Source organism: Kineosporia succinea (genome assembly GCF_030811555.1).
GTDB classification, from domain to species: Bacteria; Actinomycetota; Actinomycetes; order Actinomycetales; family Kineosporiaceae; genus Kineosporia; species Kineosporia succinea.
Genome location: NZ_JAUSQZ010000001.1, coordinates 6,915,286 through 6,941,508 on the forward strand (window position 1 = coordinate 6,915,286; position 26,223 = coordinate 6,941,508).

Here is a 26,223-nt window from a genome sequence, read left to right on the forward strand (position 1 = left end):
AAACCACGCCGCCCCCGTCGAGAACCTGGTCCTCGACGGGGGCGGCGGGCATCCGTCCCGGCCCGACGCGAGAGGCGGGCCGGGACGCAACTGCCGTGGATGCCGCTCAGCGGGGCGGTGTCGACCGAGCCGTCGACCTGCCGGGCCTGGTCACCGCGGCCGGGGCGAGGCCGGCGTCGTCAGGCCCGACGCCGGACGTGGCGGTCGCGGTGGCTGCGGCGCCGATGACGCCGGGTCCGGAGCCTCGCACCGGGCCGGTCCCCGCCCGCGCGGTATGCACAGGCCGGTGACGGCCGAGACCAGGCCCGCGAGCGCGCAGATCCAGAACCCCCGGGTGAAACCGGAGTCTGAGACGAGCGACGTCGCCACCAGCGCCGTGCCGAGGCTGCCCCCGAGCGAGCGGGCCAGGGTGTTCACACCGGTCGCGACGCCGATCTGGCTGGGCGGTACGTGCTCGACCACGGCGTTGGCCAGCGCGGCGAAGGCCAGGCCCATGCCGATCCCCAGACCGGTGCTGCAGACCAGCAACTGCCAGTACCCGCTGTGGTCCAGCGCGGGCAGGGCCATCGACGCGGCCACCACCAGCGCGCCCCCGGTGATCAGGCCGCGCGTGCCGTAACGGGTACTGAGTCTTCCGGAGACCGGGCCGAAGATCAGCGACATCAGGGCCGAGGGCAGGAGGAAGAGCCCGGCCACGGTGACACTGGCACCGAAACCATAACCGCCGGAACGGGGTACGGTCAGCAGCTGCGGGATCAGCAGGAAGCTGCCGAACAGCGCGAACCCGATGGCCAGCGCCGCCAGGTCCGTCGCCCAGACCGCCCGGCGCCGCAGCACCCGGAGGTCGACGAGCGGGTGCGGCGAACGGGACTCGCTGACCAGCCAGGCCGCGGCCAGCACCACCGCACCGGCCAGCAGGCTCAGCACCCGTGCGCTCGTCCAGCCCCAGACCCCGGCCTTGCTCAGCCCCAGCAGCAGGGCCGTGAGCCAGCCGGTCAGCAGCACCGGCGGCAGTGGCGAGATCCCGCCCGGCGCCCGGGACGAGGAATCGGGCAGCCAGTACCAGGCCCCCACCAGGACCACGAGCGTGAGCAGTGCCGGGATCCAGAACAGCCAGCGCCAGCCCAGCACCTCGACGACCGGCCCGGCCGCGACGATGCCGATTCCCCCACCGACACCGAGAGTGCCCGACAGCAGGCCGATTCCGGAGGCCACCCGCTCGGGCGGCAGCTGGTCCCGCACGATCCCGAACGACAGCGGGTACAGGGCCCCGGCCGCGCCCTGCACGAGGCGCCCGGCGATCAGCACCCCCATCGTCGGCGCGCTCGCCGCGACCACCCCGCCGACGGCCAGCAGAAAGAGCACGCCCAGCAGCAGGTTCCGTCGCCCGTACAGGTCTCCCAGCCGCCCGGCCAGCGGTGTGGCGACCGCAGCCGCGAGCAGGTACCCGGTCAGCACCCAGCTCGAGGTCGAGGGGTCGGCCCCGAGCTCGGCGCCCATCGTCCCCAGGGCGGGGTTGACCAGTGACTGCAGCACCGAGAAGTTGCCGGCCCCCAGGGCCAGCAGGGTCAGCAGCAGAACGGGGGACGCGCCGGGGCGCCCGGGCGGTGGGGTCGCCTCGGCCGGCGGGTCGCCGGGGAGCGGGGACGAACCGCCGGCCGAGGCGGGGTTCACCGCCCGGCCGCCGGGGTGACGGTGGTGGGGCGGGCGACGTAGCGCCCGGTCGGCTCTCCGGTGACGACGCCCTTGGTCAGGACCCGGTGACCGCGGACCCAGGTGTCGGTGACGGTCGCGCCGACCTCGAACCCGTCGAACGGGGTGTACTCCTGCGTGGACTCGGAATCGGCCGGGTCGACGGTGAAGGAGCGGTTCGGGTCGACCAGCGCGAGGTCGGCGTCGTAGCCGACCGCGATCGTCCCCTTGCTGCCCAGACCGTACCGCTGGGCCGGGTTCCACGACGTCAGAGCCGCGATCCGGCGCAGCGACAGACCACGCTTGGTGCCCTCGCCGACCAGGCCGGGCAGGAGGTACTCGGCTCCCCCGAACCCGGACTTCGCTGCGAAGACGTCCTCGCGGGGATCACCGAACTTCTTCTCGTCCTTGCAGCAGGCGTGGTCACTGACCACCCAGCTGACGTCACCGGCCAGCAGGTGCTCCCACAGGGCCTCGACGTCGGCGCGCGGGCGCAGCGGCGGGTTGACCTTGCCCCCGATGCCGGCGGCGGTGTCGATGTCGGCCAGCAGGTGCCCGATCGTGACCTCGCGGCGGAAGTCCAGGTGCGGGAACGTCTTGGCCATCAGCATCGCCGCGCGCATCGCCTTGGCCGAGGACAGGTGCAGCAGGTTGATGTTGGCCAGGTTCGTCTCATCGGCCAGTACGGCGGCGATGCTCACGGCCAGCGCCTCGGAGTGCTGCGGGCGCGAGGCGCTGTAGGCGGCCAGGCCGGACAGCGTGCCCTCCTGCTCGACGAGTCTGGTGTAGGCACTCATGATCTCGGCGGTCTCGCAGTGCAGCGACAGCGAGATCGCGTCGGCCAGGTCCGGGAAACGCTCCCGGGCGGCCTGCACACCGCGCATGACGAACTCGAAGTGCGCCAGGTCGTAGCGCTCGTCGGGCGGGGTCATCAGGAAGCTGGACTGGTCGGACGAGCGCCCGTGCAGGCCGTGCGAGCCGTAGAACATGAAGATCTTGAACGAGGTGACGCCGAACTCCTCGATCAGCGCGGGGATCTCGTCGATGTGCTGGTTCATCATCGGCGCCAGGTGGAAGGCGTAGTCGACGTACGAGCGGTCCTGCGACGCGGCCAGGACCTTCGGGAAGAACTCGCGGTACGGACCGCCCTCGTTGAGGTAGTACTGGCCCGTGCGCATGTAGGTCAGGCCGGTGGTCACGCCGCCCTGCGCCGAGGCCCGGCTCTCGGTCGTGGTGTCCTCGGACAGCGGGTTGTAGATGCCCCAGTGCTGGTGGGCGTCCACCACTCCGGGGAAGGCGAGCAGCCCCGCGCCGTCGACGACGTTCGCCACGCCCTCGACCGGCAGACCGGCCTCGATCCGCACGAACTTCCCGTCGGCGATGCCGATGTCGAGCAGCTCCCCCGCGTCCGGACCGGCGTCGGGACGCACGACGGTGACGTTCTTGATGACAGTGTCCACGATGGTGCTCTTTTCAGACGGTGGGGAGCGGAACGGTTCCGGGTGCGGGCATCTCGTGCTCGAGCTCGGGCAGGCTGAACAGGCGGCGGCCGTTGTGGGCGAAGAGCTTGTCGCGGATCTCGTCGGAGAAGTCCATCGCGTCGATGTCGGCGAAGGTCTGCTCGAGGTCCATGCTCATGTAGTTGGTCGCGAACACGGCCCGGTTGCTGGTGCTGTTGAAGTTCGGGTTGCCCTTGTCCGAGCGGTCCTTCGACCACGGGTGCTGGCCGCCGAAACCGGTTCCCTTGATGAAGCGGATCAGGTCCTCGTGCCACAGGTCGGTCGGGAACCCGTCGGCGCCGACGTAGAAGTTGGGCCGGAACTCGGCGTAGGCCATGAGTTCCCGTTCCCAGGGATAGCCGCAGTGGGTGGCCACGAGCTTCAGGTCGGGGAAGTCGGCGGCGACCCGGTCGAAGAACTGGGGGTGCCCCATCGAGCGCGGTGCCTTGGCGGCCATGCACTCGACCTGGAAGGGCACGCCGAGCTCCTCGGCCTTGGCGTAGTACGGGTAGTAGAGCCGGTCGTCGGCCGGCACCTGCGACCACGACGAGTAGGTGTGCGCCCCGACGAACCCGAAGTCCCGCACGGCCTCCTCGAACAGCCGCACGCCGGGCATCTTGTTGAGCGGGTCGATGCCGGCGGTGGCGAACAGCCGGTTCGGGCTCTTGGCCACGAAGTCCCGCAGGAACTCGTACGACATCCCCCAGTGCTGCCCGTACTTGCGGGCCGGGATCACCGACTGGCCGATGCCGTAGTGGTCCATGCGCTGCAGCAGCTGCTCCAGCGACAGCGGGTTCAGGATGCTGGGCACGCGCAGGTGCGGGGGCACCTCGCTGATGTCCTTGACGGCTCCCTCCGGGGTGACGGGGACCAGGACGTCGACGATCGGGATGCGGGCTTTCATGACACTCCTCGGCTCTCGGTGCAGGACGGCATGACCAGGTGCCCGGCCCCGGCCTCGGCCAGGGCGGGTGCGGTCTCGATCGCGGGGCACGGCGCGCTGGTCGCCGTGCAGTAGGGACCCAGCGAGCAGGCCTGCTCGCCGGGGTCGGGTTCGGGCAGCGGGTCCCCGACGGCGGCCGCCAGCAGCGCCCGGGTGTACGGGTGCCGCGCGTCGTTCCAGATGGCCGGCGAGGGGCCGATCTCCACCAGGCGGCCGCGGTGCAGCACGGCGATCCGGTCGGCCAGGTAGGCCGCGGCGGGCAGGTCGTGCGTCACCAGCAGGCTGGTCAGCCCGCGTTGGGCGCGCAGGTCCTGCAGCAGCTGCAGCACCTGGGCCTGCACGGACGGGTCGAGGGCGGAGGTGGGCTCGTCCAGCACCAGCAGGTCGGGCCGGGCGACCAGGGCCCGTGCGATGCTGACCCGCTGCTGCTGCCCGCCGCTGAGCGCGGCCGGGCGGCGGGTGAGGACGGCGTCGTCCAGCCCCACCGCCTTCAGCGCCGCGCGGACCGGTTCCCCCGCGGCCCCTCTCCCGCCCAGCGGTTCGGCGACGATCCGGCCCACGCTCATGCGCGGGTTCAGGGAGTCGGAGGGGTCCTGGGCCACGTAGGCGGTGCGGGTCCGCCCGTCGCGGCGGAACGTGCCGGACGTCAGGCGTTCCTGCCCCAGCATCACCCGGGCCAGGGTCGACTTGCCCGAGCCGCTCTCCCCGATGACCGCCAGGCACTCCCCCGGGGCCACCGTCAGGGTGATCCGGTCCAGGGCCACGTTCGCGCCGTAGACCATCCGCGCGTCCTCGAGTTCGATCACCGGCCCGCTCCCACGGTCTCTTCGGCCACGTAGTGACCGGGTTCCTTCTCGACCAGCGCCGTCCCCGTGAGATCGGATCCGGCCTCCGGCAGCACCAGACGACGTCCGGGCTCGGGCACCGCGGCGATCAGGCTGCGGGTGTACGGATGCAGCGGGTCTTCGAGAACGGCTGCGGCCGGCCCGTGTTCGACCAGGACTCCCGAACGGAAGACCGCGATGCGCGTGGACATCCGCCGGGCCAGTCGCAGGTTGTGCGTGACCAGGACCAGGCTCGAGCCGGTGCGGCGGCGTGACTCCAGCAGCAGGTCGGCCACCCGCACGGTGACCAGCGGGTCCAGCCCCGAGGTGGGCTCGTCGGCCACCAGCAGCGGCTTCCCGGCGAACGTGGCCAACGCGATGCACACCCGCTGGGCCATTCCACCGCTCAGCTCGTGCGGATGACGTCGCAGCACCGTCTCCGGGGCCCGCAGGCCCAGATCCGTCAGCGAGCGCACCGCCTGGCTGCGCCAGTCGCCGCCGGAGCCGAACTGGCGGAAGTGCTCGGCCACCGTGAGCACCGGCACGAGCGAGCGCTGGGTCAGCTGCGGCACGTACCCGACCTGCTGGAAGCGCCACCGGGCGGCTTCCTTCGCGGTCGCCGCCACCGGGTCGAAGTCCTGGACCGTCACCGTGCCCTCGACCCCCGTCCCCGTCGGCAGCAGTCCCAGGAGCGAGGCCAGCAGCGTGGACTTGCCCGAGCCGCTCTCCCCCACGACGGCCAGGACCTCACCGGCGGCGACACCGAGGTGAACGTCGCGCAGGGCGGTCACTTCCGCCTGGCGGGTGCGGTATCTCACCGTCAGCCCGTCGATCTGCAGGGCCGGGTTCACCGGGCACCTCCCGGGATCTGCTCGACGTGACCCTGCAGCCGGTGCGACAGCTCGCTGAACGCGAGCACGACGCTGAACAGGGCCAGGGACGGGAAGACGACCATCCACCACTGGTTCAGCGGCAGCAGCGGGATACCGGCCTTGATCATGGAACCCCAGCTGGCACTGCCGGGTTCGGAGAGCCCGAGGAAGCTCAGGGCGCCGACCGAGGCGATGGCGTAGCCGATCGACAGCGAGAACTGGGGGAACAGCACGCCGGTGACGTTGGGCAGGATGTGCCGCCGGCGGATCGTGCCCTCACTGACGCCGTGGATCCGGGCGACGGTGACGTATCCGCGTTGCCGCACCAGGCGCGCCTCGCTCTGCACCAGGCGGATGAACAGGGGCGTGTTGATGGCTGCGATGATGACGACGAGGATGGTGCGGGAGGTGCCGACCAGCCCGATCACGGCCACCGCGACGACCAGCAGGGGCACGGCCTGGAAGACGTCGAGGCCGCGGGTGGCGAGGGCGGGCAGGCGTCCCTCGCCGCTCATCAGGATGCCGAGCCAGGTGCCGGCCACGGCCGCGACGAGGGCCCCGGCCAGGGCCATGAGCACGTCGAACTTGGCGGCGTGGACGGTGCGGGAGAGCACGTCGTAGCCGTCCTGGTCGACGCCGAACGGGTACCCGCCGCCCGGCGGGTGCAGGAGCACGGCCGGGTCGGCGACGGTCGGGCTGTGCGGGAACGCGCCGGTGAGCGACCAGCCGACCAGGCCCACGATCCAGCCCAGGCAGACCAGCACGACCGGGTCCCGCAACACCCGTGGGGCAGCACTTTTCGGGGTCGTCCCGGTGGTGTCGATGATGGACGTCGTGGTCGCGTCGGTGGTGAGGCTCACGATGCGGTCCTCGGGTCCAGGAGCACGGCGACGATGTCGGCGAGCAGGTAGATGACCATGGTCCCGACCGCGGCGAAGAGCACGAACGCCTGCACCACGGGCAGGTCGTTCTGGGTGATGGCGTTCAGGCCCCACTGCCCGATGCCGTTCCAGGAGAAGACCTGTTCGATCAGCATGGATCCTCCGATCAGTTCGGCCGCGACGATCCCGCCGACGGTCGCGATGCCCGGACGGGAGGTGCGCAGCGCGTTGCGCATCACGGTGCGCCGCGACAGGCCGTTGCCGTCGCCGAAGGCGGAGAACTCGGCGGCCAGGGCCGAGCGCAGGGCGCTGGCGGTGATCCGGGCGAACGGCACCGAGGCGATCAGGCCGATCGAGAGCACCGGGAGCACGAGGTGACCCACGGCGTTACCCAGCGCGTCCGGGCGGCCGGCGATCAGCGCGTCCACCATGACCGCCCCGGTGCGCACCGGTGGAGCCGGGATGTTCGCGTCGAGCTGGCCGGTGGGTGAGGGCAGGACGGGCAGGACCACGACCAGGAGAAGGATGCCGAGGACGGCGAGGACGAACACCGGAAGCCCTTGCAGGACAGTGACGACCAGGCGGATCCAGCGGCTGAGGTGCTCGCGGGTGGCCAGGACGCCCAGGCCGACACCGAGGACGGCGGCCAGGAGGAAGCCCGGGACGACGAGCACGAGGGTGCTGGTGACGTGGCCGAGGAGTTCGGACGAGACGTCGGTGCCGGTGTAGTAGCTGGTGCCGAGCCCACCGGTGAGGATGCCGCCGAGCAGGTCGAGGAAGCGGTGGATCAGCGACTGGTCCAGGCCGAGGGCGGCGCGCTCGGCGGCGATCTGCTCGGGGGTGGCCAGGTCGCCCAGGCGGGCCCCGACCGGGTCCGAGGGGATGGCGTTGATCAGGAAGAACGTGGCGGTGACGACGATCAGGACGCCGAGGGGGATCATCGCCAGGCGGCGGGCGACGTAGCCGGCTCGGTGCTTCGTCAGCACGGCTTCGCCGTGGCGGGGTCGAAGTAGCGGGCGATGGTCATCGGGCCGGGGCAGACCGAGGCCGGGTAGACGTACTGGTTGCTCGACTCGACCAGGGGGATGTCGATCATGTTCTCGTTGGCGCTGGCGATGCCGGGGGCGACGGCGGCGAGCCGGTCGTCACCGGTGAGGTTCACGGCGTCCTTGACCGCCGCGTCCACTCCCGCGTCGGAGTCCTTCATGTAGTTGGACAGGCCGCCGGTGGAGTGGAAGGCGCTGAGGAAGAACACCGGGTCGGCCACCAGCGGGGCCTCCAGCCGGATGAACGCCTCGTACTTGCCCTCGTGGTAGGCGGCGGTGAAGTCGGCGGCGCTGCTGACGGTGGCCACCTTGACGGTGATGCCCGCCGCGGCCAGCTGCTGCTTCAGGGCCGTCAGCAGGGACTCGGCCGGGACCGGGCTGATCGAGGCCTGGTTGGTGGTGATCGTGAACGACAGGTCCCCGTACCCGGCGTCGGCCAGGGCCTGTCGGGCGGCCTCGGCGTCGTGGGTGAAGTAGGCCGAGGTGGAGTTCTGGGCCGGGATCTTGGTGGAGACCAGGGACGTGGAGGCCGTGCCCAGGCCGGAGTAGGGGCCGGCCAGCAGGGCGGCGCGGTCGAGGGCCTGGGAGATGGCGCGGCGGACGACCGGGTCCTGGAACGCCTTGACGTCCTTGTTCAGCTCCAGCATGTCCTGGGCCTGCGAGGGCATGGCGAGCACCTGCACGTTCTGGTCCTTGGACAGGGTGCTGATCGTGCTCAGGGGAAGGCCCGAGACCATCTGGGCCTGACCGGTCTTGGCCATCACGACCCGGGCGGCCGGGTCGGCGACGGCCTGCATGTTCACGGTGGGGTAGGCGATCTCCCCGGCGTAGTTCGGGTTGGCCTTGAACGTCAGGCTGGTGCCCGGGGTGAAGGCGCTGACCTGGTAGGGGCCGTAGGAGGCGGTGTTCGTGGACAGCCAGTCCGTGGCCCAGGGGTCGGCGTCGGTGGCGTGGGACCTCACCGTGGCCGAGTCCAGGATCGAGAAGCGGTAGGAGTCCAGGGTCTGCGCCGACAGGGCGTTGACCTTGGCGTTGATCGTCACCTCGTGCTCGTTGACGACCGTGACCGGGTCGTCCGGGTCGATCCCGGCGTTGGTCATGAGCGAGAGGGCGATCGGGTCCTCGAGGGCGAGGATGCGATCGAAGGTGAACTTCACGTCGTCGGCGCTCAGGGTGCTGCCGGCGGCGCTCCTCGCATCACCGAGCTGGAGGGTGATGCCGTCCTCGCCGACGTCGAAGCTCGTGGCCAGGGAGGGCTTCAGGTCGTCCGGGCCGGGGACCTGCCCGTCGCTCTCCTCGAAGTTCTGGTACTCCAGCAGGGTTCCCTTGACCGGGTCCTGGGCGAAGCGGTGCGAGATGTTGTCGTACTTCGAGGGTTCCAGCGTGGTGGTCACGGCATCCGTGGCGATGGTGAACGTCGTCGTCGCGGCACCGGACGAGGAGGCCGACGATCCGGCGCAGCCGGCCAGCACGAGGGGGACGGCACACAGGGCCGTCGCGCTCCAGGGGGTTCTCATCTGCTTCTCCCGGCTGTCATGAGCCTGACCTAAGGACGCCGCCTGTTCCTCTCAACGGAACAAGCTGACGGCCATGAACTCTGACACCCGACGTGGATCGAATCAATAGGAGCTGCAGGACAGCGTGTTAACAGTTGGTTTCCCCAGGAGACGGCCATTTTTCGCCCTGCTCGCGCTCTAGCAAAAACGTTCCGCCAAGAGGAACGACTGCTATGGTCTCGTCCGTCGAGGAGAGCGGGACAATGGTTCCGCGCACCTTCAGCAGCCCGGCCCACGGCGTCCGGGCGATCGAGAGGAAGTCGATGGCGGAAGCATCGGGAACCGAGTCGGCCGGGCGGGTGGCCGACGTGCTCCTGCTGTTCGCGGACGGCCCGCAGTCCCTGGGCGTCACCGAGGTCGCCCGCCGGCTCGAGCTGTCCAAGGCGGTGGTGCACCGGATCCTGACCACCCTGGTCGACCGGCAGCTGCTGGCCACCGACCCGGACACGCGCGGCTACCGCCTCGGCCCCAGCGCGGCCGCTCTCGGGGCGAGAGCCCTGCGCGAGTCCCGGATCCGGGTGGCGGCCATGCCTGTCCTCCGGGAGCTGGGCCGCCTGACCGGGGAGACCGCCACGGTCTCGGCCCGGATGGCCGACGGGCGCGTCTATCTCGACCAGGTCGAGAGCACCCAGGAGATCAAGATGACCGTCGAGATCGGTCGCCGCTACCCCCTGCACGCCGGCAGCTCCAGCAACTGCATCCTCGCCTTCCTCCCCGACCAGGAGCGGAAACGAGTGCTGGAGGCCGAGTTCACGGCCCTGACCGACCGCACCATCATCGACCCCGAGCAACTGCGCGAACGCCTCGAGCACATCCGCGCGAACGGGTACGCCACCTCCGACAGTGAACGCCAGCTCGGCGCCGGGGCCGTCGCCGCCCCGGTGTTCGGGGTCGACGGATCGGTCGTCGGCTCGATCTCGGTGTGCGGTCCCGCCCTGCGCGTCGACGAGCCGGCCCGGCGCGCGTACGTCCCCCTGGTGCGCTCGGCCGCCGACCGGATCTCGCGCGAACTGGGCTGGCACGGGGGACTTCCCGGCTGACCCACCGTTCCTCGGCCCCGGCCTCCTCGTGGTGAGCCGGTGATGAGCCGCGCCCACTCATCCCATCCCGTGCATCCGTGAAAGGGACATCATGACCAGCCCGGAACGCAGGCCTCCGTGGGCGTGACCGCGACGCCCGCACCCGCCGTCACCCTCCCCCGCTCGCTGGCCTGGGCCCTGGGCAGCGGCACCGTGCTCCAGGGCCTGAACTCGGCCGTCATCGCCGTGGCCCTGATCCCGATCGCCGAGCACTACGGCACGTCCGCCACGATCCCCTGGCTGGTCAGCGGCCTGTACATCGCCGCCGCCGTCGGTTCCCCGACCGGCGGGCGCCTGGCCGACCTGTTCGGGCCCCGCCGGGTCTACCTCTACGGCCTGGTGATCATCGTGTTGGCCTCGGTCCTGGGGCCTTTCGCACCGTCGGCGGGCTGGCTCGTGGCCGATCGGGTGCTGCTCGGCCTCGGCACATCCCTCCAGTTCCCGGCCGCGATGGCCGTCATCCGCGGCCAGGCCGACCGCACCGGGGCCTCCGTGTCCGGCGCCATCGGGGTGGTCGCCCTGTGCGGGCAGACCAGCGCGGCCCTGTCACCCACGCTCGGCGGCCTCGTCGTGGTGCTGGCCGGCTGGCCGGGGATCTTCTGGATCAACGTGCCGATCGTGCTCAACAGCGCGTTCTGGGTCTGGCGCAGGGTGCCCGCCGACCCCGCCCCGGCCCACGGGATCAACTGGCGGGTGCTGGACCTGCCCGGGGCCGGGCTGTTCGTCGCCGCGCTGGCCCTGGCCATGGGGGCCCTGCTCGGCGCCCGCGACGGGATCTCCGGCTGGCTGCTGGCCACCGCCGCCGTTTCCGCCCTGCTCTTCACCCTGCTCATCCTGCGCGAACGAGCCTTTCCCACGCCATTTCTCGACCTCGCACTGCTGGCCGGGCACCCGCGGATCCTCCGCACCTGCCTCCGCGGGAGCGTCACCTTCATCGCCTTCTACACCGTCTTCTACGGCATGCCCCAGTGGCTGGAGGCCGGGCGCGGACTGGGCCCGGCGACCGCCGGGCTGCTCATGTTCCCGGTCTTCGGGATCGGGGTGCTCTCCACCCTCGCCGCCACTCGTCTCTCCCGGCGGCTGAGCGCGTCCCGTCTCCTGCTCGTCGGCAACGCCTCGCTCACCGTCTCCGGCCTGCTGCTGGTGCTGCTGGCCGGCGCCGACAGCCCGCTGTGGCTGCTCGCCCTGGTCAACGCCCTGCTCGGAGTGCCCACCGGCTTCAACAACCTCGGCAACCAGCTGACCCTGCACCACGGCTCCCCCGCCCGGGCCGCCGGCAGCGCCAGCGGCCTCTACCGCACCGCGCAGTACATCGGCGCCGCCCTGTCGGCGGTCCTCGTCGCGCACATCGTTCCCGGCAGCATCGACGTCGGGGCGGTGTCCCCGGCCGGCGGGATCCACGGGATCGGGCTGTGCCTGATCGTGATCGGGGTCATGCTTCTCCTGGGCGGCCCGGCCGCACGGATGGTCCCCTCCAGGCGGAAAAGGTGAGGCGGATCAGTCCTCTCCCGACTTCGACGTCAGGAACGTTTCTCCCGAGCTGTGAAGAGTTCCGTCGCCAGCCAGTGGCCGGTCCGTTCCGCGAACTCTTCGGCCGTGTCCGACCAGAACCCGGAACGGCCCGTCCCAGGATCGCCCGGGACTCGGGGCTCTGAACCCCGATCCACCGGCCGAAAAGCCGCCAGCGTGACAAAATGCGCGGCCCGCCGGAGCGCTGTAGAAACTGGTGTGATTTCCATCGACTCAGACGTCGCTCAGACCCTGGACGCCTACCGTGTGTGCGAATTCGCCACCCTGGCCCGGGACGGCACGCCCATCACCTGGCCGACCGCCACCCGGCTGCAGGCCGACGGGACCTTCCTGATCACGACGTCGATCTCGTTCCCGCAGAAGGCATTCAACATTCGCCGCGACGGGCGGGTCGCCCTGCTCTTCTCAGATCCCACGGGCAGTGGCCTGAGCGATCCCGCGCCCGTCCTGCTGCAGGGAACCGCAGTCTGCCCGGAGGAGGTCACTGGCTCACCGGCGGGTGACGAGGCCTACTGGACCATGCTTTTCGACCGCCAGCCCAGCAGTCGCGCCTACCTCGAACCGCCTGTGCGCTGGCTGATGGACTGGTACTACATGCGCCTGCGGATCACCGTGACGCCGACGAGCATCACGACCCTGCCGGCTGCTCAACCCGCGGCCATATCGGTCGCCGAGCGACCGGATCTGCTCGGTGCGGACCAGATTTCCCGGCATCCCACTGCCGTGCTCGGGGCGAACGACGACTCGGGAGCACCAGTTCTGGCACGTGTCCGTGCGGAGGCCGGGCCCGACGGCTTCGTGTTCAGCCGTCCGGCGGGTGTCTCGATCAGCGAGGGCCCGGCCAGTCTGATGGTGCACGAGCACGACGAGCACCTCGCGAACCTGACCAACGTCCTGGTCCGAGGCACCCTGACCGAACTCCCGGACGGTACCTGGGCGTTGAAGCCGCAGCGCGTCGTGGACCCCATGCCGACCGGGTCCGTGCGCGATCAGCTCCGGCTGGTCAGGACCGGGCGCGCGGGGGCGAAGGGCTATCTGGCCAAGCGCCGGCTCAGTCGCCCGGCTGTGCGCTGGGACCTGCTGAAGGAACTCGTCCCCAACTGAGATGCGGGCGCCGGGCGCGTGTCATCCAGGTGACCGGCAGCGCGCCCGGAGCCGGAATCCGCTTCACCTGCTGACCAGTGCGTGAGTCCCGATCAATGCCCCACCCGGGACTTTCGCGATCCGGATCGCCGGTCTCGGTGAGGGCCCGTCACGACGTGGGCGCGGCCGGCACCTGCTCAGGCCGGGGTGTGGGGGCCAGGTGGGTCAGCCGGCGGGCAGGGCGCCGAGCTGGTCACTCGGACACCGGCGCAGGAAGGCCGTGCCGATCCGGAGATTGCGCCCCACGCGCGTGACACCCGGAACGAACAGGAGCACGGCGACCACGACCAGCGCCGCCCTCGCCCCGCCCGGTGCCATCAGGAACGGGCCGATCTGCAGGAGCAGCAGGGCGGCCCAGAGCATCGCCTGATAGCGCTGCGCCCTCAGATTCGTGGCGTACCGCCGCAGGACCAGCAGTTCGGCGTCATCGGCCCCGGTTCGCAGAGCCCGCTCCAGCCGCGCCCGCTGCTCCCTCTCCGACGGCCGCTCACGGGCCTGCGGGAACTCTACGCCCTGGCGGGCCAGACGCCGCTGGTCACGGATCGCGAGAACACACCCCGCGACCGCGTACAGCCCACCGACGAACCCGACGACCGCCCCGGTCCAGCCCATGGCATCCATGCCGCTCATCATCCGGGCATTCTCCCGCAGCCACACCCCCGGCGCGCCCGGCGAACCGGGGGACCGCGAGAATCACTGCCCTGCAGAGAATTCCGACCTAGCGGTTCCCGTCCCGCAGTGCCGCGAGCAGCACCCCGTCCACCATGGAGAGCACGAACTCCTCGTCGACGCTCTGCTGCAGGAACAACGCCCGGTAGGTCAGCATCGACGGGATGACCTGCGCCAGCGCCTCGATGCTGTCCGGCTGCGCGTACTCCCCCCGGGCCACGGCCCGCTCGATCAGAACCCGGTACGCGGCCGTCGACGGCTCGATGATCGCCTCGCGCACGGCGACCAGGGCCTCGGGCGATCGGGACATCATCGCGCTGACGCTGGACAGGATCCGCAGGCGGCGCTCGCCGCTGCCCAGCCAGCCCGGGTCGAGCAGGGCCAGCAGGTCCGACCGCAGCGCACCGGTGTCGGCGAGGGCATCGGCACCGAGGTCGGAGGAGTCGACGCAGGCGATCGCGGCCAGGATCAGCTCGTCCTTGCCGGCCCAGCGGCGGTAGATCGTGTGCCGGCCGGCACCGGCGCGGGCGGCGACCATCTCGATGGTCACGTCGGCGTAGTCCGTCTCGGCCAGCACGTCGAGCGTGGCCTGCAGGATCTGGGCCTCGCGGGCGGGGTCGCGCCTGCGCCCGGCCGTGCCGGTGGAGGTGGGGGTGGTGCCGGTCATCGGGTCAGCCTACGCAGCTTCCGCCCCCGGCCACGATTGCGGCACTGGGCAGTGCCGTATTAGGGTCGAACACGTCCCCGCCCCCTTGATCACCGTGAAAGAGGTCGACCGTGACCAGCACCGTTGCCGAGCCCACCGGCGTCCGAAAGCTTCTGGACCGCACCGATGTCACCGAGGTTCTCTACCGGGTGGCCCGCGCCATGGACACCCGCGACTGGGACCTGTTCGCCCGTTCGTTCACCGCCGACGCCCAGGGCGACTACGGCAGCAGCTCGGCCGACGGCCGTGCGGAGATCCTCGCGATGGCCAGGGCGTTCCTCGAGGCGCTGGACGTCACGCAGCACCTGCTGGGCAACGTCGAGGTCAGTGTCGAGGGTGACACCGCCACCACGCGAGCCACTTTCATCGCCCAGCACGTGCGTGACGCCGCCGAAGGCGACGGGCAGCTACTGATGGGCGGCACCTACGTGGACACGTTCCGGCGGAGCCAGGACGGATGGCAGATCACCCACCGCCGCATCCGCGGTCTGTGGAGCAACGGGAATCCGGCGGTGCTGGGCATTCCGCTGGGCTGACCGCCTCGGTTCGCGTGCCGAACGGGAAGTGACGCGCATGCTGTCTCCTCACGTCGTGACGCGTTGCCAGCACCGATCCGGTCCTGGTCGGCCGAGCACGTGATCACACCTCGAAGAAGAGCTGGGACGCCTGTTTCAGGACACCGCGGCGGTACTCGTCACCGAAGCTGCACGCCGCCGTCCACAGGGCGTGGGTGGCCGCCTTCAGCGGATCCGGCTCGGCCGCCTGCTGGATCACCCCGAGCGTGTAGTGGGCTCGAGACCAGTTGGGGGTGCCCTCCACGGTGATGGCGGCCTCGAGCGCCTCGTGGGCGGGCAGATCGGTCTCGGGCGGGTCGTTCTCCGGATGGACCGGTGCTTCTGTTCCGGCCTGGCCGAAGACCGCGACGCTGAAAGTACTCCCGGTCTCGGCCGTCTCGTCTCCCGGCTCGTGACGGTCGAGGAGCCGCCACTGCTCCCCGCCGACCGAGTCGAAGGGTGGAGGGAGCTCCTGCCCGCGGTCGAGATGGTCCAGGGCGAGGGCGACTTCGGGCAGGGCGGCGGCCAGGCCGGACGCCGTGCAGGCCCGGCGGGCCGACCACCGGGCGATCTCCCGCTGAACGTCGGGTGCCGCCGCCGCGATCCGTTCGGCGAGGGGTCGATCGAACAGGGTGAGCTCGCGGGCGTACACCTCGATCAGCCGCGGGCTGGGCGGATCGTCGCCCCAGGTGAGACGACTCATGAAGTCACCGTGCCACGGGTCGTGGCGCGGATCCTCCTGGGGGTGCGCCACCGGGCCGGGGGCTTCGCCGCTCTGGGGTTGCGAGGCGGAGAACGTCGCGGCCAGCTGCCCGGCCTGATCGAGCAGCGCCTGCGTATCGGCGACCGCGTGCGAGGCCTGGGCCAGCGCGTCGAGGGCCGCCACCAGCGGATCTTCGTGGTCTGCGGCAAGGATCGCGGCGATGACCCAGTCGAGCGGGCACGGCTCGACGCGGCCCGGGGGTGATGGCAGCGACGTGTGGAGCAGCGCCGCCACCCGCGCTTCTTGCGTGCGCCGCAGGGCCTCCTCCACCTCGGGCCGGCGCTCGAACCCGGGCGGCAGGATCTCGTTGCGTGCCTGGTGCGTCAGCGCTTTCGTGATCCAGTCGGGGCTTTCGGTCTGGTGCTCCCCGGCGCACCGGCGGGCGGCCCGGTAGGCCACGGCGCGCTGTGCGGCCGGCGCGGCGGCGGCGATCTGCTCGGCCAGGTCGCGGCGGCGCCTCACGAGCCACTGCGCCGCGGTCACGTCGATCAGCAGGTCGCTGGGCGGGTTGTCGCCCCAGCGCTGCTGGATCTCACGACGGCGCGCTTTGACGTGGTCACGGGCGTCGTGCCAGTAAGCGGCGATCCGACTGCCCTGACGCACGATCCGCTCGGGGGCCGGATCCGCGGGCCAGAACGTGAGTTCATAGTGGTCGACGAGGGGTTCGTCGTGCATCACCACGTCGGCGTCGCGCCCGGCATCCATGCCTCGCGCGCTGTAGCGAACACGGTGGGGCACCGGCAGCAGCTCGAATCCGCACGGCACGCCCTCACCGGCCCACTGCATGACCACACAGGGGCCCTCCGGCACGAACGTGGCCTCGACCACGTCTTCCCACTCCGACCCCAGCGGCACCGGCCCGTCTGCGATCACGACCCGGAGCCCGACGTCACCCGTGTGCACACCGGTGGTCAGGTAGAGAGCACCCGCCTGGGCCGCCCCCAGCAGGCCGTTGATCTGACCGGCGAAGTCCTCAAGATGATCGACGACGTCGTCCGGGTTCTCGGGTTCCACATACGCCTGCCCGTACGACACCGACAGTCGCCCGTCGTAGACCACCCGCACAACGTCCTCCATGCTCTCCGCTTCCCGGTCATGAGCATGCTGGCAGGAGGCACCGACAATCTTGGCCGCCGACCTGTCTCCGCGGCTGTGCCCGACCGATCCCGGGAAGACGCCGTGATCACCCGTGGGCGCCCGCCGCGCCGTACTCGCGCACTGGCTCCCGACGGCCCTCCGGACCTGGCCCCCGGCGACTCAGCGCTGATCGCCGACGGTTCTCGGCACGTGCCGGTCGACGGCGCCCTCGAAGGCGAGGACCACGTCGTCCAGGGACGCTGCCCGCTGCGGGGCCGGCCCCTCGTACCAGCCGGCCGGCATGACCGTGTGAATGTACGTGCCCGCCGGCTGGATCCCGTCGCGGAGACGGTGGAAGTGGACCACGTCGCGCAACCGGACGGCGGTGGGATCCCCGGCCGCCTCCAGGGCCAGGGCGCCGTTGTGCAGAACCGCGAGGATCTGGGTCAGATCGTCCTCGGCGCGGAAGCGGCGCAGCGAGGAGCGCAGCAGGCGCAGGGCCCGGTCGTTGTCGAGGCCGACCAGGGTCTGGGCCAGCATCAGTTCGCTGAGCGCGGCGGTCCAGGTGCTTCCACAGGCCAGGCCCCGGTGGACGGCGGCGCCGAGGCGTTGCTGACCGGTGGCGGTCCGCCCGGCCAGCACGAGCGCGGCCCCCAGCGCCATTTCCGTGGCGGCCATCAGCCAGGCCACGTTCGCCCCGGTGGCCTGCGCGTTCGCCTCGGATGCGGCGGACACGGCGATCTGCGCGTCTCCTTCCGGCAGTTGCGCCAGCGCTTCGTAGTACCGCAGCTCGGCGAGCAGGAGGGCGTCCCCCGGGCCGGCGTCCACGGCCCGGGCCGCCTCGGCCAGGACATCGCGCGCGGCAGCCGTTTCACCCGCGGTGTAGAGCAGCCCGGACAGCGCCGCCCGGGCCCGGACGACGTCCTGCAGCGGTGCGTGCGGCGCGGCCGCGAGTGCCGCGGTGATCGTCGTGCGGCCCTCGGCGAGCAGGCCGCTGCGGATCCAGAACCACATGAGCTGTGCGGACGTTCGCAGCGCGGCGCCGGGGTCGTCCGCCAGGTCGTGGGCGATCGCGGCGCGAATGTTGGGCATTTCCAGCCGTAGCCGGGCCATGGCCGACGGCGCGGCCTCGCCCTGCAGGTCCTGAGCGGCCCGGGTGACGAGGTCGCGGGCCCAGCCGGCGTGGGCCCGGCGGCTCGCCTGCGGATCCTTGTCGATCGACGTGCAGTAGGCGCGTATCGTCTCGAGCATCCGGTAGCGCGCCGCCGGGTTGCTGATGTCGGCGGTGACCACCGACTGGTCCACCAGCGCCGCGAGCGCCCCCACCTGGAACCCGGCCGCCTGGAGCGGGAATCCGCCCTCGTACGGCCACAGACTCACCGCCAGGTCACGCTCGGGCCCGGCCAGCAGGTCGAAGCTCCACCCGATCGCGGCCCGGAGCGTCGCGTGCGGCGTCATCGTGCCGTGCGGGATCGGGCCCAGCAGTGCGAACCGGTCACCGAGGTGCGCGGTCAGCTCGCGCACGCTGAGGATACGGGCCCGGGCCGCAGCCAGTTCCAGGGCCAGGGGCAGACGGTCCAGGGCGTCGGCCAGGTGCCGCAGGTCCTGGTGGTCGTCGGGACCGGGTGCCCAGCCCGGCCGGACCGCGCGGATCCGATCGATCAGCAGCGCCACCGCGCCCTCACCGGTCAGCGGTCCCAGCGGCAGGATGTGCTCGCCGTCGACCCCCAGGGCCGTACGGCTGGTGGCCACCACCCTCAGAGCCGGGACCCGCACGAGCAGGTCGATGACGAACCGGGCGACGTCGTCGCTCAGGTGCTCACAGTTGTCGAGCACGAGCGGTCCCGGTCGCGAATTCAGGTGCTGCACGACACTCTCGCGCAGATCGCGGGCCCGACCGGGCAGACCGAGGCCCTCCCCCACCGCAGACATGAGCAGCGCGGGATCGGTGACGTCCGCGAGACGGATCACGGCGCAGGCAGCCGCGGACGCCTGCGCCCACTCCGTGACCAGGCGGGTCTTACCGGCCCCGGCCGGGCCCACGACGGTGACCGTCCGGTGCGCCGCCACCAGCTGATCCAGCACCGCCAGATCCCCGGCCCGCCCGACGAACGAGGAAAGGGGCCGCGGCCGGCCCGGGCCCGGTTCCGCGGGCGCCACGGGGCCCTGCAGCTGCGGATCCTGCGCGAGGATGCGGTGCTCGAGCTGCTGCAGCTCCGGGCCGGGATCCACGCCGAGCTCCTCGGCCAGCAGGGTCCGGACCCGGCGCAGGGCCGCCAGCGCGTCGGCCTGACGACCCGCGCGGTACAGCGCGAGCGCGAGCAACTGCCAGCGACGCTCCCGGTACGGAGCGCCCCGGACCAGGGCTTCCAGGACCGCGGCCGCCCCGGCGTGCTCACCGGCGGCCAGCAGCGCCGCCGCGCTGTCCTCGCGTGCGCCCTCGCGGTACTCGATCAGAGCCGACCGGGCCGCAGCCAGCTCCGGATCGTCCGGACCGTCGGCGTAGGGCTCGCCGCGCCACAGCCCCAGCGCCCTCTCGAAACACTCGTGAGCCTCCCGCGCGCGGCCCGCCGGCATCAGAGCCCGGGATTCAGCGACGAGCCTCAGGAACTGCCCGGCGTCGGACGTGCTCGTGTTCAGCCGGTAACCGCCGCCCTCCCGGAACAGGTCGGCGCCCGGCAGCACCCGCCGCAGACGCGAGACGTACACCTGCAAGGAGCCCGCCGGATCGCCGGGCGGGCTGCCCTCCCACACACCCTCGGCCAGCCGGGCTTCGGACACGGCCTGACCGTCCGCGGCCAGCAGCATCGTGAGCAGGCGGCGCTGGAGACGGCCTCCCAGCTGGATCGGGCGACCCTCGTCACTCGCAGCGAGAGGCCCGAGCACGGCGAAGGTCAGCACCCGGTCATGAAATATCGCGATGTCTGCCGGTTGCAAGCCAGGTGTCTGGACCGCAACCCACAGTGTGCGCAGACCTTCTGCCCGGCCCGACATTGGAATCCATGTGAACACCGCAGATCTCGCTCCCTTCCATCAGCCCGGCACCCCCGGCTACCTCGACGCCTGCCACTCGTTCCAGCTGGCCGTCCCGGTCGATCCCGCCGGCGCGTTCGTCGCGCGCAGCGTCACCGACGTGGTGCGCGCCACCGACGTGGCCCGGCGGACCGGGCTGCCCCTGCGGGTCAGCACCACCGGCCACGGCATGGGCGCCACCGCCCCGGTCACCGGTGCGCTGCTGGTGAACCCACAGATGGACGACGCGGTGCGTATCGATCCCGAGGCCCGAACCGCACGGGTCCCGGCGGGTGCGCGCTGGGCCGACGTGATCGCCGCCGCCGTCCCCCACGGCCTGACCGCCGTGCACGGCTCGTCCGGCACCGTCGGCGTCGTCGGGTTCCTCCTGGGCGGCGGTATCAGCTTCTACGGACGCCGGTTCGGCGTCGCGGCCAACCGGCTGCGTTCCATCACGATCGTCCTCGCCGACGGTGAGGTGACCACGGCGAGCGCCCACGAGAACCCGGACCTGTTCTGGGCCCTGCGCGGTGGGGGCGGCGGTTTCGGCGTCGTCGTCGAGGTCGAGATCGCGCTGGTGCCCATGCGCCGCATCGTCACCGGTATGACCGTCTGGGACGCGGCCGAGGCCCACCGCCTGGCCCCGGCCTGGCAGCGCTGGAGTGTCACCGCTCCCCCCGAGGTGACGACGTCGCTGCGCCTGCTGAGCGTTCCGCCGCTGCCCACGGTGCCCCCGCAACTGGCGGGCCGGCACATCCTGGCCATCGACGGCGCCGTGAGCGCGGTCGGCGACGCGGACGTCCCCGCAGCCGAGCGGATCCTGTCGGACCTGATGACGCCGCTCACCGGCCTCGCCGAACCGATCATGAACACCTGGACGACCGCCGGGCCCGAGGCGCTGCCGCTGACCCACATGGATCCGGCCGAGCCGATCCCGTTCCACTCCGACACGGCGCTGCTCGAGCCGCTGGACGCCGACGGCTGGTCCTCGCTGCTGAACGCCGCCGGCGTGGGTTCCTCGACCAGCCTGCTGTCGGTCGAGTTCCGCCAGCTGGGCGGCGCGTTCGCCGAGCCCCCGGCGGACGGGGGTGTCTTCTCGCACACTCCGGCCGCGTTCCTGTACTGGGCCTGCGGTCTGCCGGGCGAGCAGACAGGCAAGGAGTTGGCCGGGGTCCGAGATGCCCTGCTCCCCTACCGGACGGGTTTCACCGCGCCGACTTTCGCCGACCACGTCGATCAGCCCCGGCGCACCTACGACGAGACGACCCGCGCCCGGGTCGAGCGGATCCGCGCCACCGTCGACCCGGGCGGCCTGTTCGCCGGTGGCGTCGAACCGATCCGGGACTGACCTCCGCTCCGGGCTCTTCCCGGAAGCCCCGGGAAGAGCCCGGGCCCACCACGATTCATCCACCACAGCTCCACCACAGCAAGGAGTCACGGATGCGCATCGGCATCGGTCTGCCCAACCAGGTCCGGGACGTGCGGGCCTCGGTCATTCCCACCTGGGCCCGCCGGGCGGAGGACGCCGGGTTCGCCACCCTGGGCACGACCGGCCGGTTCGCGTACCCGGGGGTGATGGACACGGTGGCCCTGGCCGCGGCGGCGGGTGCCACGACGTCCATCGGGCTCCTGAGCCAGGTCCTGCTCGCCACCACGTGGCCCGCCGCCCTGCTCGCCAAGGAGGCCGCGTCCATCGACGGGGTTTCCGGCGGCCGGCTCACGCTCGGCCTCGGGGTGGGCGTCCGCGAGGACGATTTCGTCGTTCCCGGCCACGGTCCCCGCGGCCGGGGCGCCCGGATGGACCGCGACCTGCGGACCTACCGGTCGCTGTGGGACGGTGACCCCGTGCCCGCCGGCACGAACCCGGCCGTGCCGTCCGGAACCCGGCGCGTCCCGATCCTTTTCGGCGGCGGCACCCCGGCCGCCTACCGGCGGATGGCACACTCCTCGGACGGGTACATCGCCGGCTCCGCCCCGGCGCCCCTGGTGGCCGGGGCATTCGACGCCGCCCGCCTCGCCTGGCGCGAGGCCGGGCGGAGCGGCCGGCCCCGGCTGGTCGCCCTGAACTACTTCGCGCTCGGCGATCCCGACCGGGGCCGCGCCAATGTCGGCGACTACTACGCCGCCACCGGCGCCTACCAGGACCTCGTCGTGAGCGGCGTGCACACCGACGCGGCATCGGTCCGCGACGCCGTCCGGCAGTTCGAGGACCTGGGCGCCGACGAACTGATCCTGGGCCCCTGCACCGATGATCTCGACGAGATCGCCCGGCTGGCCGACATCGTCCTGTAGCCGGACCCGGCCGTCCCTGATCTAGGATTCGGGCGTGGTCGGCACCGAGGCACTCCTGTCAGGCAATTCGGGTGCCGGGTACCCGCGCACGCTGGTCGCGGTGGCGTCAGGCCTCCTGCTCGCCCTCCCGGGATGCACCTCGCCGGCCCCAGCACCGAAGGAGCAGGTCGTCGACCTGCTCCAGCAGGACTGGCAGCACGTGCCCGGGGTGAGCGCCGACGGAGACGGGTTGCACGTCACCGCAACCGCTTTGAGCATCGTCGACAGCGGGGACCACCGGCCGAATCCGCCGCTCAACCTGGCCGGCACGCACCTGGTGACCGAGGGCGACTTCTCCCTCGAAGCGTCCCTGACCGACGTGACCGCCGATGCGTCCTGGGCCCTCTACGACAGCCCGCCGGTGATCGCCGACGAGTTCCGGATCGAACCAGCCGGCCTGCGGCTCACCCTCGAGGACGACGACCTCGGGATCATCGTCTCCGACGGCTCACCCCAGCAGGACGTGGGCGACCCCCGTCCGGTGTACGACGAGCACGTGACGCTCTCCGATCCGCAGGCCCCGCTGTCAGTCCGCCGGTCCGGGGACACCCTCGAGATCTCGAGCGACGGGGAAACCGTGGCCTCCGTGCCTTTCGGGGAGGTGTTCGCGTCGGGAGAGCTCTGGCTGGGGTTGTCGAGCGACGACGGCACTTTCGGTGTCAGTTCCCTCACCGCCACCGCCGCAGAGCTGACCACCGCGGGCCCGGCCGTCAGGCAGGCCGAGCCGTCGTCGCGGGGGCTGCAGGCGCTGGCCGAGCGCGCCCGTCCCGGCTTCAGGATCGGCGCGGCGGTCGCGCTCGGCCCGCTCGCCTCGGACGCGGAGTACGCGCGGGAGTTCGTCGGCAACTTCGGTGCCCTCACCCCGGAGAACGCGATGAAGCCCCAGTTCCTCTCCCCGCAGCGGGGTGTCTACACCTTCGAGGAGGCCGACGCGATCCTGGCGACGGCCGAGAGCAAGGGCATGACGGTGCACGGGCACACCATCGCCTTCACCGAGGCCATGCCCCGCTGGATGCAGGAACTCCCCACCGGGTCGGCGAAGGATCGCCGCGCCAGCGCCGACGCCCTGCTCGACTACCTCACCACCGTGGTGACGCACTTCCGGGGACGTCTCGCCTCGCTCGACGTCGTCAACGAGCCGTTCGACCTCGACCAGGGAACCAGCCTCCAGGAGAACGTCTGGTACCGGACCTTCGGGCCCGGCTACCCGGCGATCGTCTCCCGCGCCGTCCACGACGCCGACCCCGACGTCCGGCAGTTCATCAACGAGAACGGGGCCGACGTACCGGGCGAGCGCCAGGACGCTCTTCTCGACCTGGCGCGCGACACCAACGCACGGGGCGGCCACATCGACGGCGTCGGCCTGCAGTCCCACGTCTACGACCTCGAGACCGACGCCATCTCCGCCGAGGACCTCGCCGACACCCTCGACCTCTTCGACGAAGCCGGGCTGCACGTGCGCATCTCCGAGAACGACGTCACCGACGACCAGGGCACCGACGACCAGGCGGAGCAGTACGCCACCGTGCTGGCCACCTGCCTGGACTCCCCCACCTGCGTCTCCTACACCACCTGGGGCGTGGACGACCGCTACGACTGGTGGGTCGACGACGACGGCAGCGCGCAGCAGGGCCACGACTTCCTGTTCGACGAGGGGCATCCGACACCGGCTTACAAGGCCATGACGCGAGCCCTGCGGTCCTCCCGGTGAGCGACGCCGGTCGGCCGGGCCTCGTCCGCGCTCCTCGAGGTGCGAAACCCGGACGATCCACCCAAAGTGTTCACAGCCAGCCACTCACACCGCAGGAGGATGAAGTGACGCAGACCCAGACCCCTCTGGCCACCACCTCGACCAAGCAGTCGAATGTGCTGTCGATCGTGTCGTTCGTGCTCAGCGCCCTGGCGGTCTTCCTTCTGCCGATCATTTTCGGGGTGGCCGCGATCATCTGCGGTGGCGTCGCCGTCTCCCGCAAGGAGCGGCTCGGTGTCACCGCACTGACGGTTTCCGTCGTCGCGACGATCCTCGGTTTCGCCCTCGGCTACCTGGTTTTCGCGAACAGCTAGGTCTTCCCGGCCCGGCCGGTGCTGAGCCCCCGCACCAGCCGGGCCGACGGGAGCAACGAAAGTCAGCGGTGCTGAATCGCCACTCCCGTTGCGGCCGAAGGGTATTCAGAACACCGGTTCGGAGATCTCCGCATTGTTCCCGCAGCTGACGGACTGGGCGCGCCGGACCTCGGCCGAGCCTTCGGCCAGGCCGCGTCCCAGTACCTCGCTGCGGCCGGCACCGGCCCGCTTCCCGGTCCTGTCGAGGGTGACCGTGCGGCGGGACACCGTGTACGTCTGCTTCGCCGAGTCGTACTCGGCACGGTACGAAACGAGAATGCGCCCGGACGCGTCGCCCACGCAGCCGACCCCGTCACCGGTGCCCTCGTACCCCAGATCGAAGAGCCAGGGCCGGTTCTCGGTGTCCGTCGTGGCCACGATGTAGCAGTTCACCACGCTGTACAGGGCCGCCGAGCGGCCGAGGTTCACCAGGATCACGGCGGATCCGTCGCCCAGCCGCCCGGCCAGGGCGCTCACCCGGTCACCGGCCCGCTGCTCCTGGGCGCCCTCGTCCCACTGATTGAGGACGACGGAGAACCGGGCCCCGCCGGCGGTGCTGACCCCCAGCAGACGGAGCCCTTCGTCGTGAGCCAGCCACAGCTCGTCCGCCAGCCCGTCGCCGTCCAGGTCGTCGGTCCCGGCCCGGTTCACGTCGTCGGGAACGGCTCCGCCACCGGCCGGGCACCCGGCTCCGCCGGGCGCCGGGCCGAGGCCGGCGGGGCCCGCCGTTGCGCGGCCGGCGGTCGGGTCGGCCTCGTGGGCCTGACTGCCGCAGGCCGTCGACGTCAGCAGGGCGAGTGACACCGCCAGCGTCCACCGGACCGGCAGAGGGAACCAGGCGCGTCCGTCGCGGGTGCTCATGCCCACGAACATACGGGGCGTTTGCGGACCATCAGGGAGCCGGGGTGACCGCCCGCGCCGGTGAGCCATTTCACCACGTCAGAGGCTTGTCTCACCGCGCCGGTCTTAAAGCAGCAGGTGTAGCCTAAGCAACGGTCGTCGCTTAACGGCCTCGGGTTCGCTGGTCGACGACCGGCCTCCGAACCCTTCGAGGACGAAGATTTTCAGGAGATCCCCATGTCCCAGCAGCGTTTCACCAACCGCGTCGTTCTCATCACCGGCGGCGGCTCGGGCCTCGGTCGCGCCTCGGCCGTCCGCCTCGCGTCCGAGGGCGCCAAGCTCGCCCTCGTCGACATCGCCGAGGCCGGCCTGAAGGCCACCGTCGAGGCCGTGCACGAGATCGCCCCCGACGCCGAGATCCTCACCGTCACCGCCGATGTGGCGCAGGAGGCGGACGTGGAGAACTACGTCGCGAAGACCCTCGAGCGCTTCGGCCGGATCGACGGCTTCTTCAACAACGCGGGCATCGAGGGCCGGCAGAACCTGACCGAGGCGTTCACCGCGGCCGAGTTCGACCGGGTCGTCTCGATCAACCTGCGCGGCGCGTTCCTCGGCCTGGAGAAGGTGCTGAAGGTGATGCACGAGCAGGGTTCCGGCATGGTCGTGAACACCGCGAGCGTCGGCGGCATCCGGGGCATCGGCAACCAGTCCGGCTACGCGGCCGCCAAGCACGGCCTGGTGGGCCTGACCCGTAACTCGGGCATCGAGTACGGCCGCTTCGGCATCCGCATCAACGCCATCGCCCCCGGCGCGATCTGGACGCCGATGGTCGAGGACTCGATGAAGCAGCTGAACGCCGACGACCCGCGCGCCGCCGCCGAGCAGTTCATCCAGGGCAACCCGACCAAGCGTTACGGTGAGGCCCCCGAGATCGCCTCGGTCGTCGCGTTCCTGCTCTCGGACGACGCCAGCTACGTCAACGCCACGGTGGTCCCGATCGACGGCGGCCAGTCCGCCGCCTACTGATCCACCCCGGGGCACCGGATGCCGGAGGACGGAGCGTGCTCCGTCCCCCGGCCGGTCTCACCGCAGCCGCAGCGCGC

The 26,223-nt window shown here is 71.5% G+C and carries 22 protein-coding genes; 9 read left to right on the top strand and 13 right to left on the bottom strand.

The genetic code is table 11. The features are described from left to right. Window positions 1-150: 150 nt before the first annotated feature. From J2S57_RS30515 to J2S57_RS30550, 8 genes are read right to left on the bottom strand one after another with little or no spacing between them, the layout of a single operon-like run. The gene (locus tag J2S57_RS30515) at window positions 151-1,674 is read right to left on the bottom strand and encodes an MFS transporter (RefSeq protein ID WP_307249436.1); all 1,524 of its coding nucleotides are present in this window, start codon (window positions 1,672-1,674) and stop codon (window positions 151-153) included. Continuing rightward, on the bottom strand, window positions 1,671-3,152 hold the full coding sequence (locus tag J2S57_RS30520; RefSeq protein ID WP_307249437.1) for a dihydroorotase: 1,482 nt from the start codon (window positions 3,150-3,152) through the stop codon (window positions 1,671-1,673). The genes J2S57_RS30515 and J2S57_RS30520 overlap by 4 nt, the downstream gene beginning before the upstream one ends. A 13-nt stretch (window positions 3,153-3,165) precedes the next feature. Beyond that, window positions 3,166-4,095 carry an amidohydrolase family protein gene (locus J2S57_RS30525; RefSeq protein WP_307249438.1) on the bottom strand — a complete coding sequence of 310 codons (930 nt, stop codon included), beginning with the start codon at window positions 4,093-4,095 and terminating at the stop codon, window positions 3,166-3,168. Beyond that, complete coding sequence (locus J2S57_RS30530) at window positions 4,092-4,940, bottom strand: ABC transporter ATP-binding protein (RefSeq protein WP_307249439.1); 849 nt, start codon at window positions 4,938-4,940, stop codon at window positions 4,092-4,094. Before J2S57_RS30530 ends, J2S57_RS30525 begins: the two co-directional genes overlap by 4 nt. After that, complete coding sequence (locus tag J2S57_RS30535) at window positions 4,937-5,809, bottom strand: ATP-binding cassette domain-containing protein (RefSeq protein ID WP_307249440.1); 873 nt, start codon at window positions 5,807-5,809, stop codon at window positions 4,937-4,939. Before J2S57_RS30535 ends, J2S57_RS30530 begins: the two co-directional genes overlap by 4 nt. After that, window positions 5,806-6,690 carry an ABC transporter permease gene (locus J2S57_RS30540; RefSeq protein WP_307249441.1) on the bottom strand — a complete coding sequence of 295 codons (885 nt, stop codon included), beginning with the start codon at window positions 6,688-6,690 and terminating at the stop codon, window positions 5,806-5,808. Before J2S57_RS30540 ends, J2S57_RS30535 begins: the two co-directional genes overlap by 4 nt. Next, window positions 6,687-7,697 carry an ABC transporter permease gene (locus J2S57_RS30545; protein ID WP_307249442.1) on the bottom strand — a complete coding sequence of 337 codons (1,011 nt, stop codon included), beginning with the start codon at window positions 7,695-7,697 and terminating at the stop codon, window positions 6,687-6,689. The genes J2S57_RS30540 and J2S57_RS30545 overlap by 4 nt, the downstream gene beginning before the upstream one ends. Then, window positions 7,691-9,274 (bottom strand): ABC transporter substrate-binding protein, encoded by a 1,584-nt coding sequence (locus J2S57_RS30550; RefSeq protein ID WP_307249443.1) that lies wholly within the window; start codon window positions 9,272-9,274, stop codon window positions 7,691-7,693. The genes J2S57_RS30545 and J2S57_RS30550 overlap by 7 nt, the downstream gene beginning before the upstream one ends. Before the next feature lie 212 nt (window positions 9,275-9,486). Between J2S57_RS30550 and J2S57_RS30555 the strand changes: the two genes are divergently transcribed. The 3 genes from J2S57_RS30555 to J2S57_RS30565 all read left to right on the top strand — a co-directional run bounded on the left by J2S57_RS30555 (window position 9,487) and on the right by J2S57_RS30565 (window position 13,026). Beyond that, window positions 9,487-10,353, top strand: a complete 867-nt coding sequence (locus J2S57_RS30555; protein ID WP_307249444.1) for an IclR family transcriptional regulator — start codon at window positions 9,487-9,489, stop codon at window positions 10,351-10,353. Window positions 10,354-10,470: 117 nt separating this feature from the next. Then, window positions 10,471-11,883, top strand: coding sequence for an MFS transporter (locus J2S57_RS30560; protein WP_307249445.1), 1,413 nt, complete (start codon window positions 10,471-10,473; stop codon window positions 11,881-11,883). 105 nt (window positions 11,884-11,988) lie between these two features. Continuing rightward, on the top strand, window positions 11,989-13,026 hold the full coding sequence (locus J2S57_RS30565; protein ID WP_307249446.1) for a pyridoxamine 5'-phosphate oxidase family protein: 1,038 nt from the start codon (window positions 11,989-11,991) through the stop codon (window positions 13,024-13,026). Between the two features lie 204 nt (window positions 13,027-13,230). On the opposite strand, the gene J2S57_RS30570 is transcribed toward J2S57_RS30565, so the two are convergent. Both J2S57_RS30570 and J2S57_RS30575 read right to left on the bottom strand, forming a co-directional pair. Continuing rightward, complete coding sequence (locus J2S57_RS30570) at window positions 13,231-13,698, bottom strand: hypothetical protein (RefSeq protein ID WP_307249447.1); 468 nt, start codon at window positions 13,696-13,698, stop codon at window positions 13,231-13,233. 85 nt (window positions 13,699-13,783) lie between these two features. Continuing rightward, window positions 13,784-14,401 (bottom strand): TetR/AcrR family transcriptional regulator, encoded by a 618-nt coding sequence (locus J2S57_RS30575; RefSeq protein ID WP_307249448.1) that lies wholly within the window; start codon window positions 14,399-14,401, stop codon window positions 13,784-13,786. Window positions 14,402-14,511: 110 nt separating this feature from the next. Between J2S57_RS30575 and J2S57_RS30580 the strand changes: the two genes are divergently transcribed. After that, window positions 14,512-14,976, top strand: coding sequence for a nuclear transport factor 2 family protein (locus J2S57_RS30580; protein ID WP_307249449.1), 465 nt, complete (start codon window positions 14,512-14,514; stop codon window positions 14,974-14,976). Between the two features lie 103 nt (window positions 14,977-15,079). Here J2S57_RS30580 and J2S57_RS30585 read toward each other — a convergent pair whose 3' ends face one another. Continuing rightward, on the bottom strand, window positions 15,080-16,834 hold the full coding sequence (locus J2S57_RS30585; RefSeq protein ID WP_307249450.1) for a hypothetical protein: 1,755 nt from the start codon (window positions 16,832-16,834) through the stop codon (window positions 15,080-15,082). 180 nt (window positions 16,835-17,014) lie between these two features. Beyond that, window positions 17,015-19,735, bottom strand: coding sequence for an AfsR/SARP family transcriptional regulator (locus J2S57_RS30590; RefSeq protein ID WP_307249451.1), 2,721 nt, complete (start codon window positions 19,733-19,735; stop codon window positions 17,015-17,017). Between the two features lie 103 nt (window positions 19,736-19,838). On the opposite strand from J2S57_RS30590, the gene J2S57_RS30595 reads away from it, so the two are divergent. The 4 genes from J2S57_RS30595 (at window position 19,839) to J2S57_RS30610 (ending at window position 24,241) form a co-directional block, all read left to right on the top strand. Continuing rightward, the gene (locus J2S57_RS30595; RefSeq protein WP_307249452.1) at window positions 19,839-21,194 is read left to right on the top strand and encodes an FAD-binding oxidoreductase; all 1,356 of its coding nucleotides are present in this window, start codon (window positions 19,839-19,841) and stop codon (window positions 21,192-21,194) included. 92 nt (window positions 21,195-21,286) lie between these two features. Then, a complete protein-coding gene (locus J2S57_RS30600) occupies window positions 21,287-22,138 on the top strand; it encodes an LLM class flavin-dependent oxidoreductase (RefSeq protein WP_307249453.1) in 852 nt (283 codons plus the stop codon). A 34-nt stretch (window positions 22,139-22,172) separates the two neighbouring features. Continuing rightward, the gene (locus J2S57_RS30605; RefSeq protein ID WP_307249454.1) at window positions 22,173-23,888 is read left to right on the top strand and encodes an endo-1,4-beta-xylanase; all 1,716 of its coding nucleotides are present in this window, start codon (window positions 22,173-22,175) and stop codon (window positions 23,886-23,888) included. A 104-nt stretch (window positions 23,889-23,992) separates the two neighbouring features. Then, the gene (locus J2S57_RS30610; RefSeq protein WP_307249455.1) at window positions 23,993-24,241 is read left to right on the top strand and encodes a hypothetical protein; all 249 of its coding nucleotides are present in this window, start codon (window positions 23,993-23,995) and stop codon (window positions 24,239-24,241) included. Window positions 24,242-24,346: 105 nt separating this feature from the next. Here the strand turns inward: J2S57_RS30610 and J2S57_RS30615 are convergent, their stop codons facing one another. After that, entirely contained in the window at window positions 24,347-25,141 is a 795-nt protein-coding gene (locus tag J2S57_RS30615) for a hypothetical protein (protein ID WP_307249456.1), read from the bottom strand. A gap of 216 nt (window positions 25,142-25,357) precedes the next feature. Here J2S57_RS30615 and J2S57_RS30620 point away from each other — a divergent pair, with 216 nt between their 5' ends. Then, complete coding sequence (locus J2S57_RS30620) at window positions 25,358-26,146, top strand: SDR family oxidoreductase (RefSeq protein ID WP_307249457.1); 789 nt, start codon at window positions 25,358-25,360, stop codon at window positions 26,144-26,146. Window positions 26,147-26,223 lie beyond the last annotated feature (77 nt).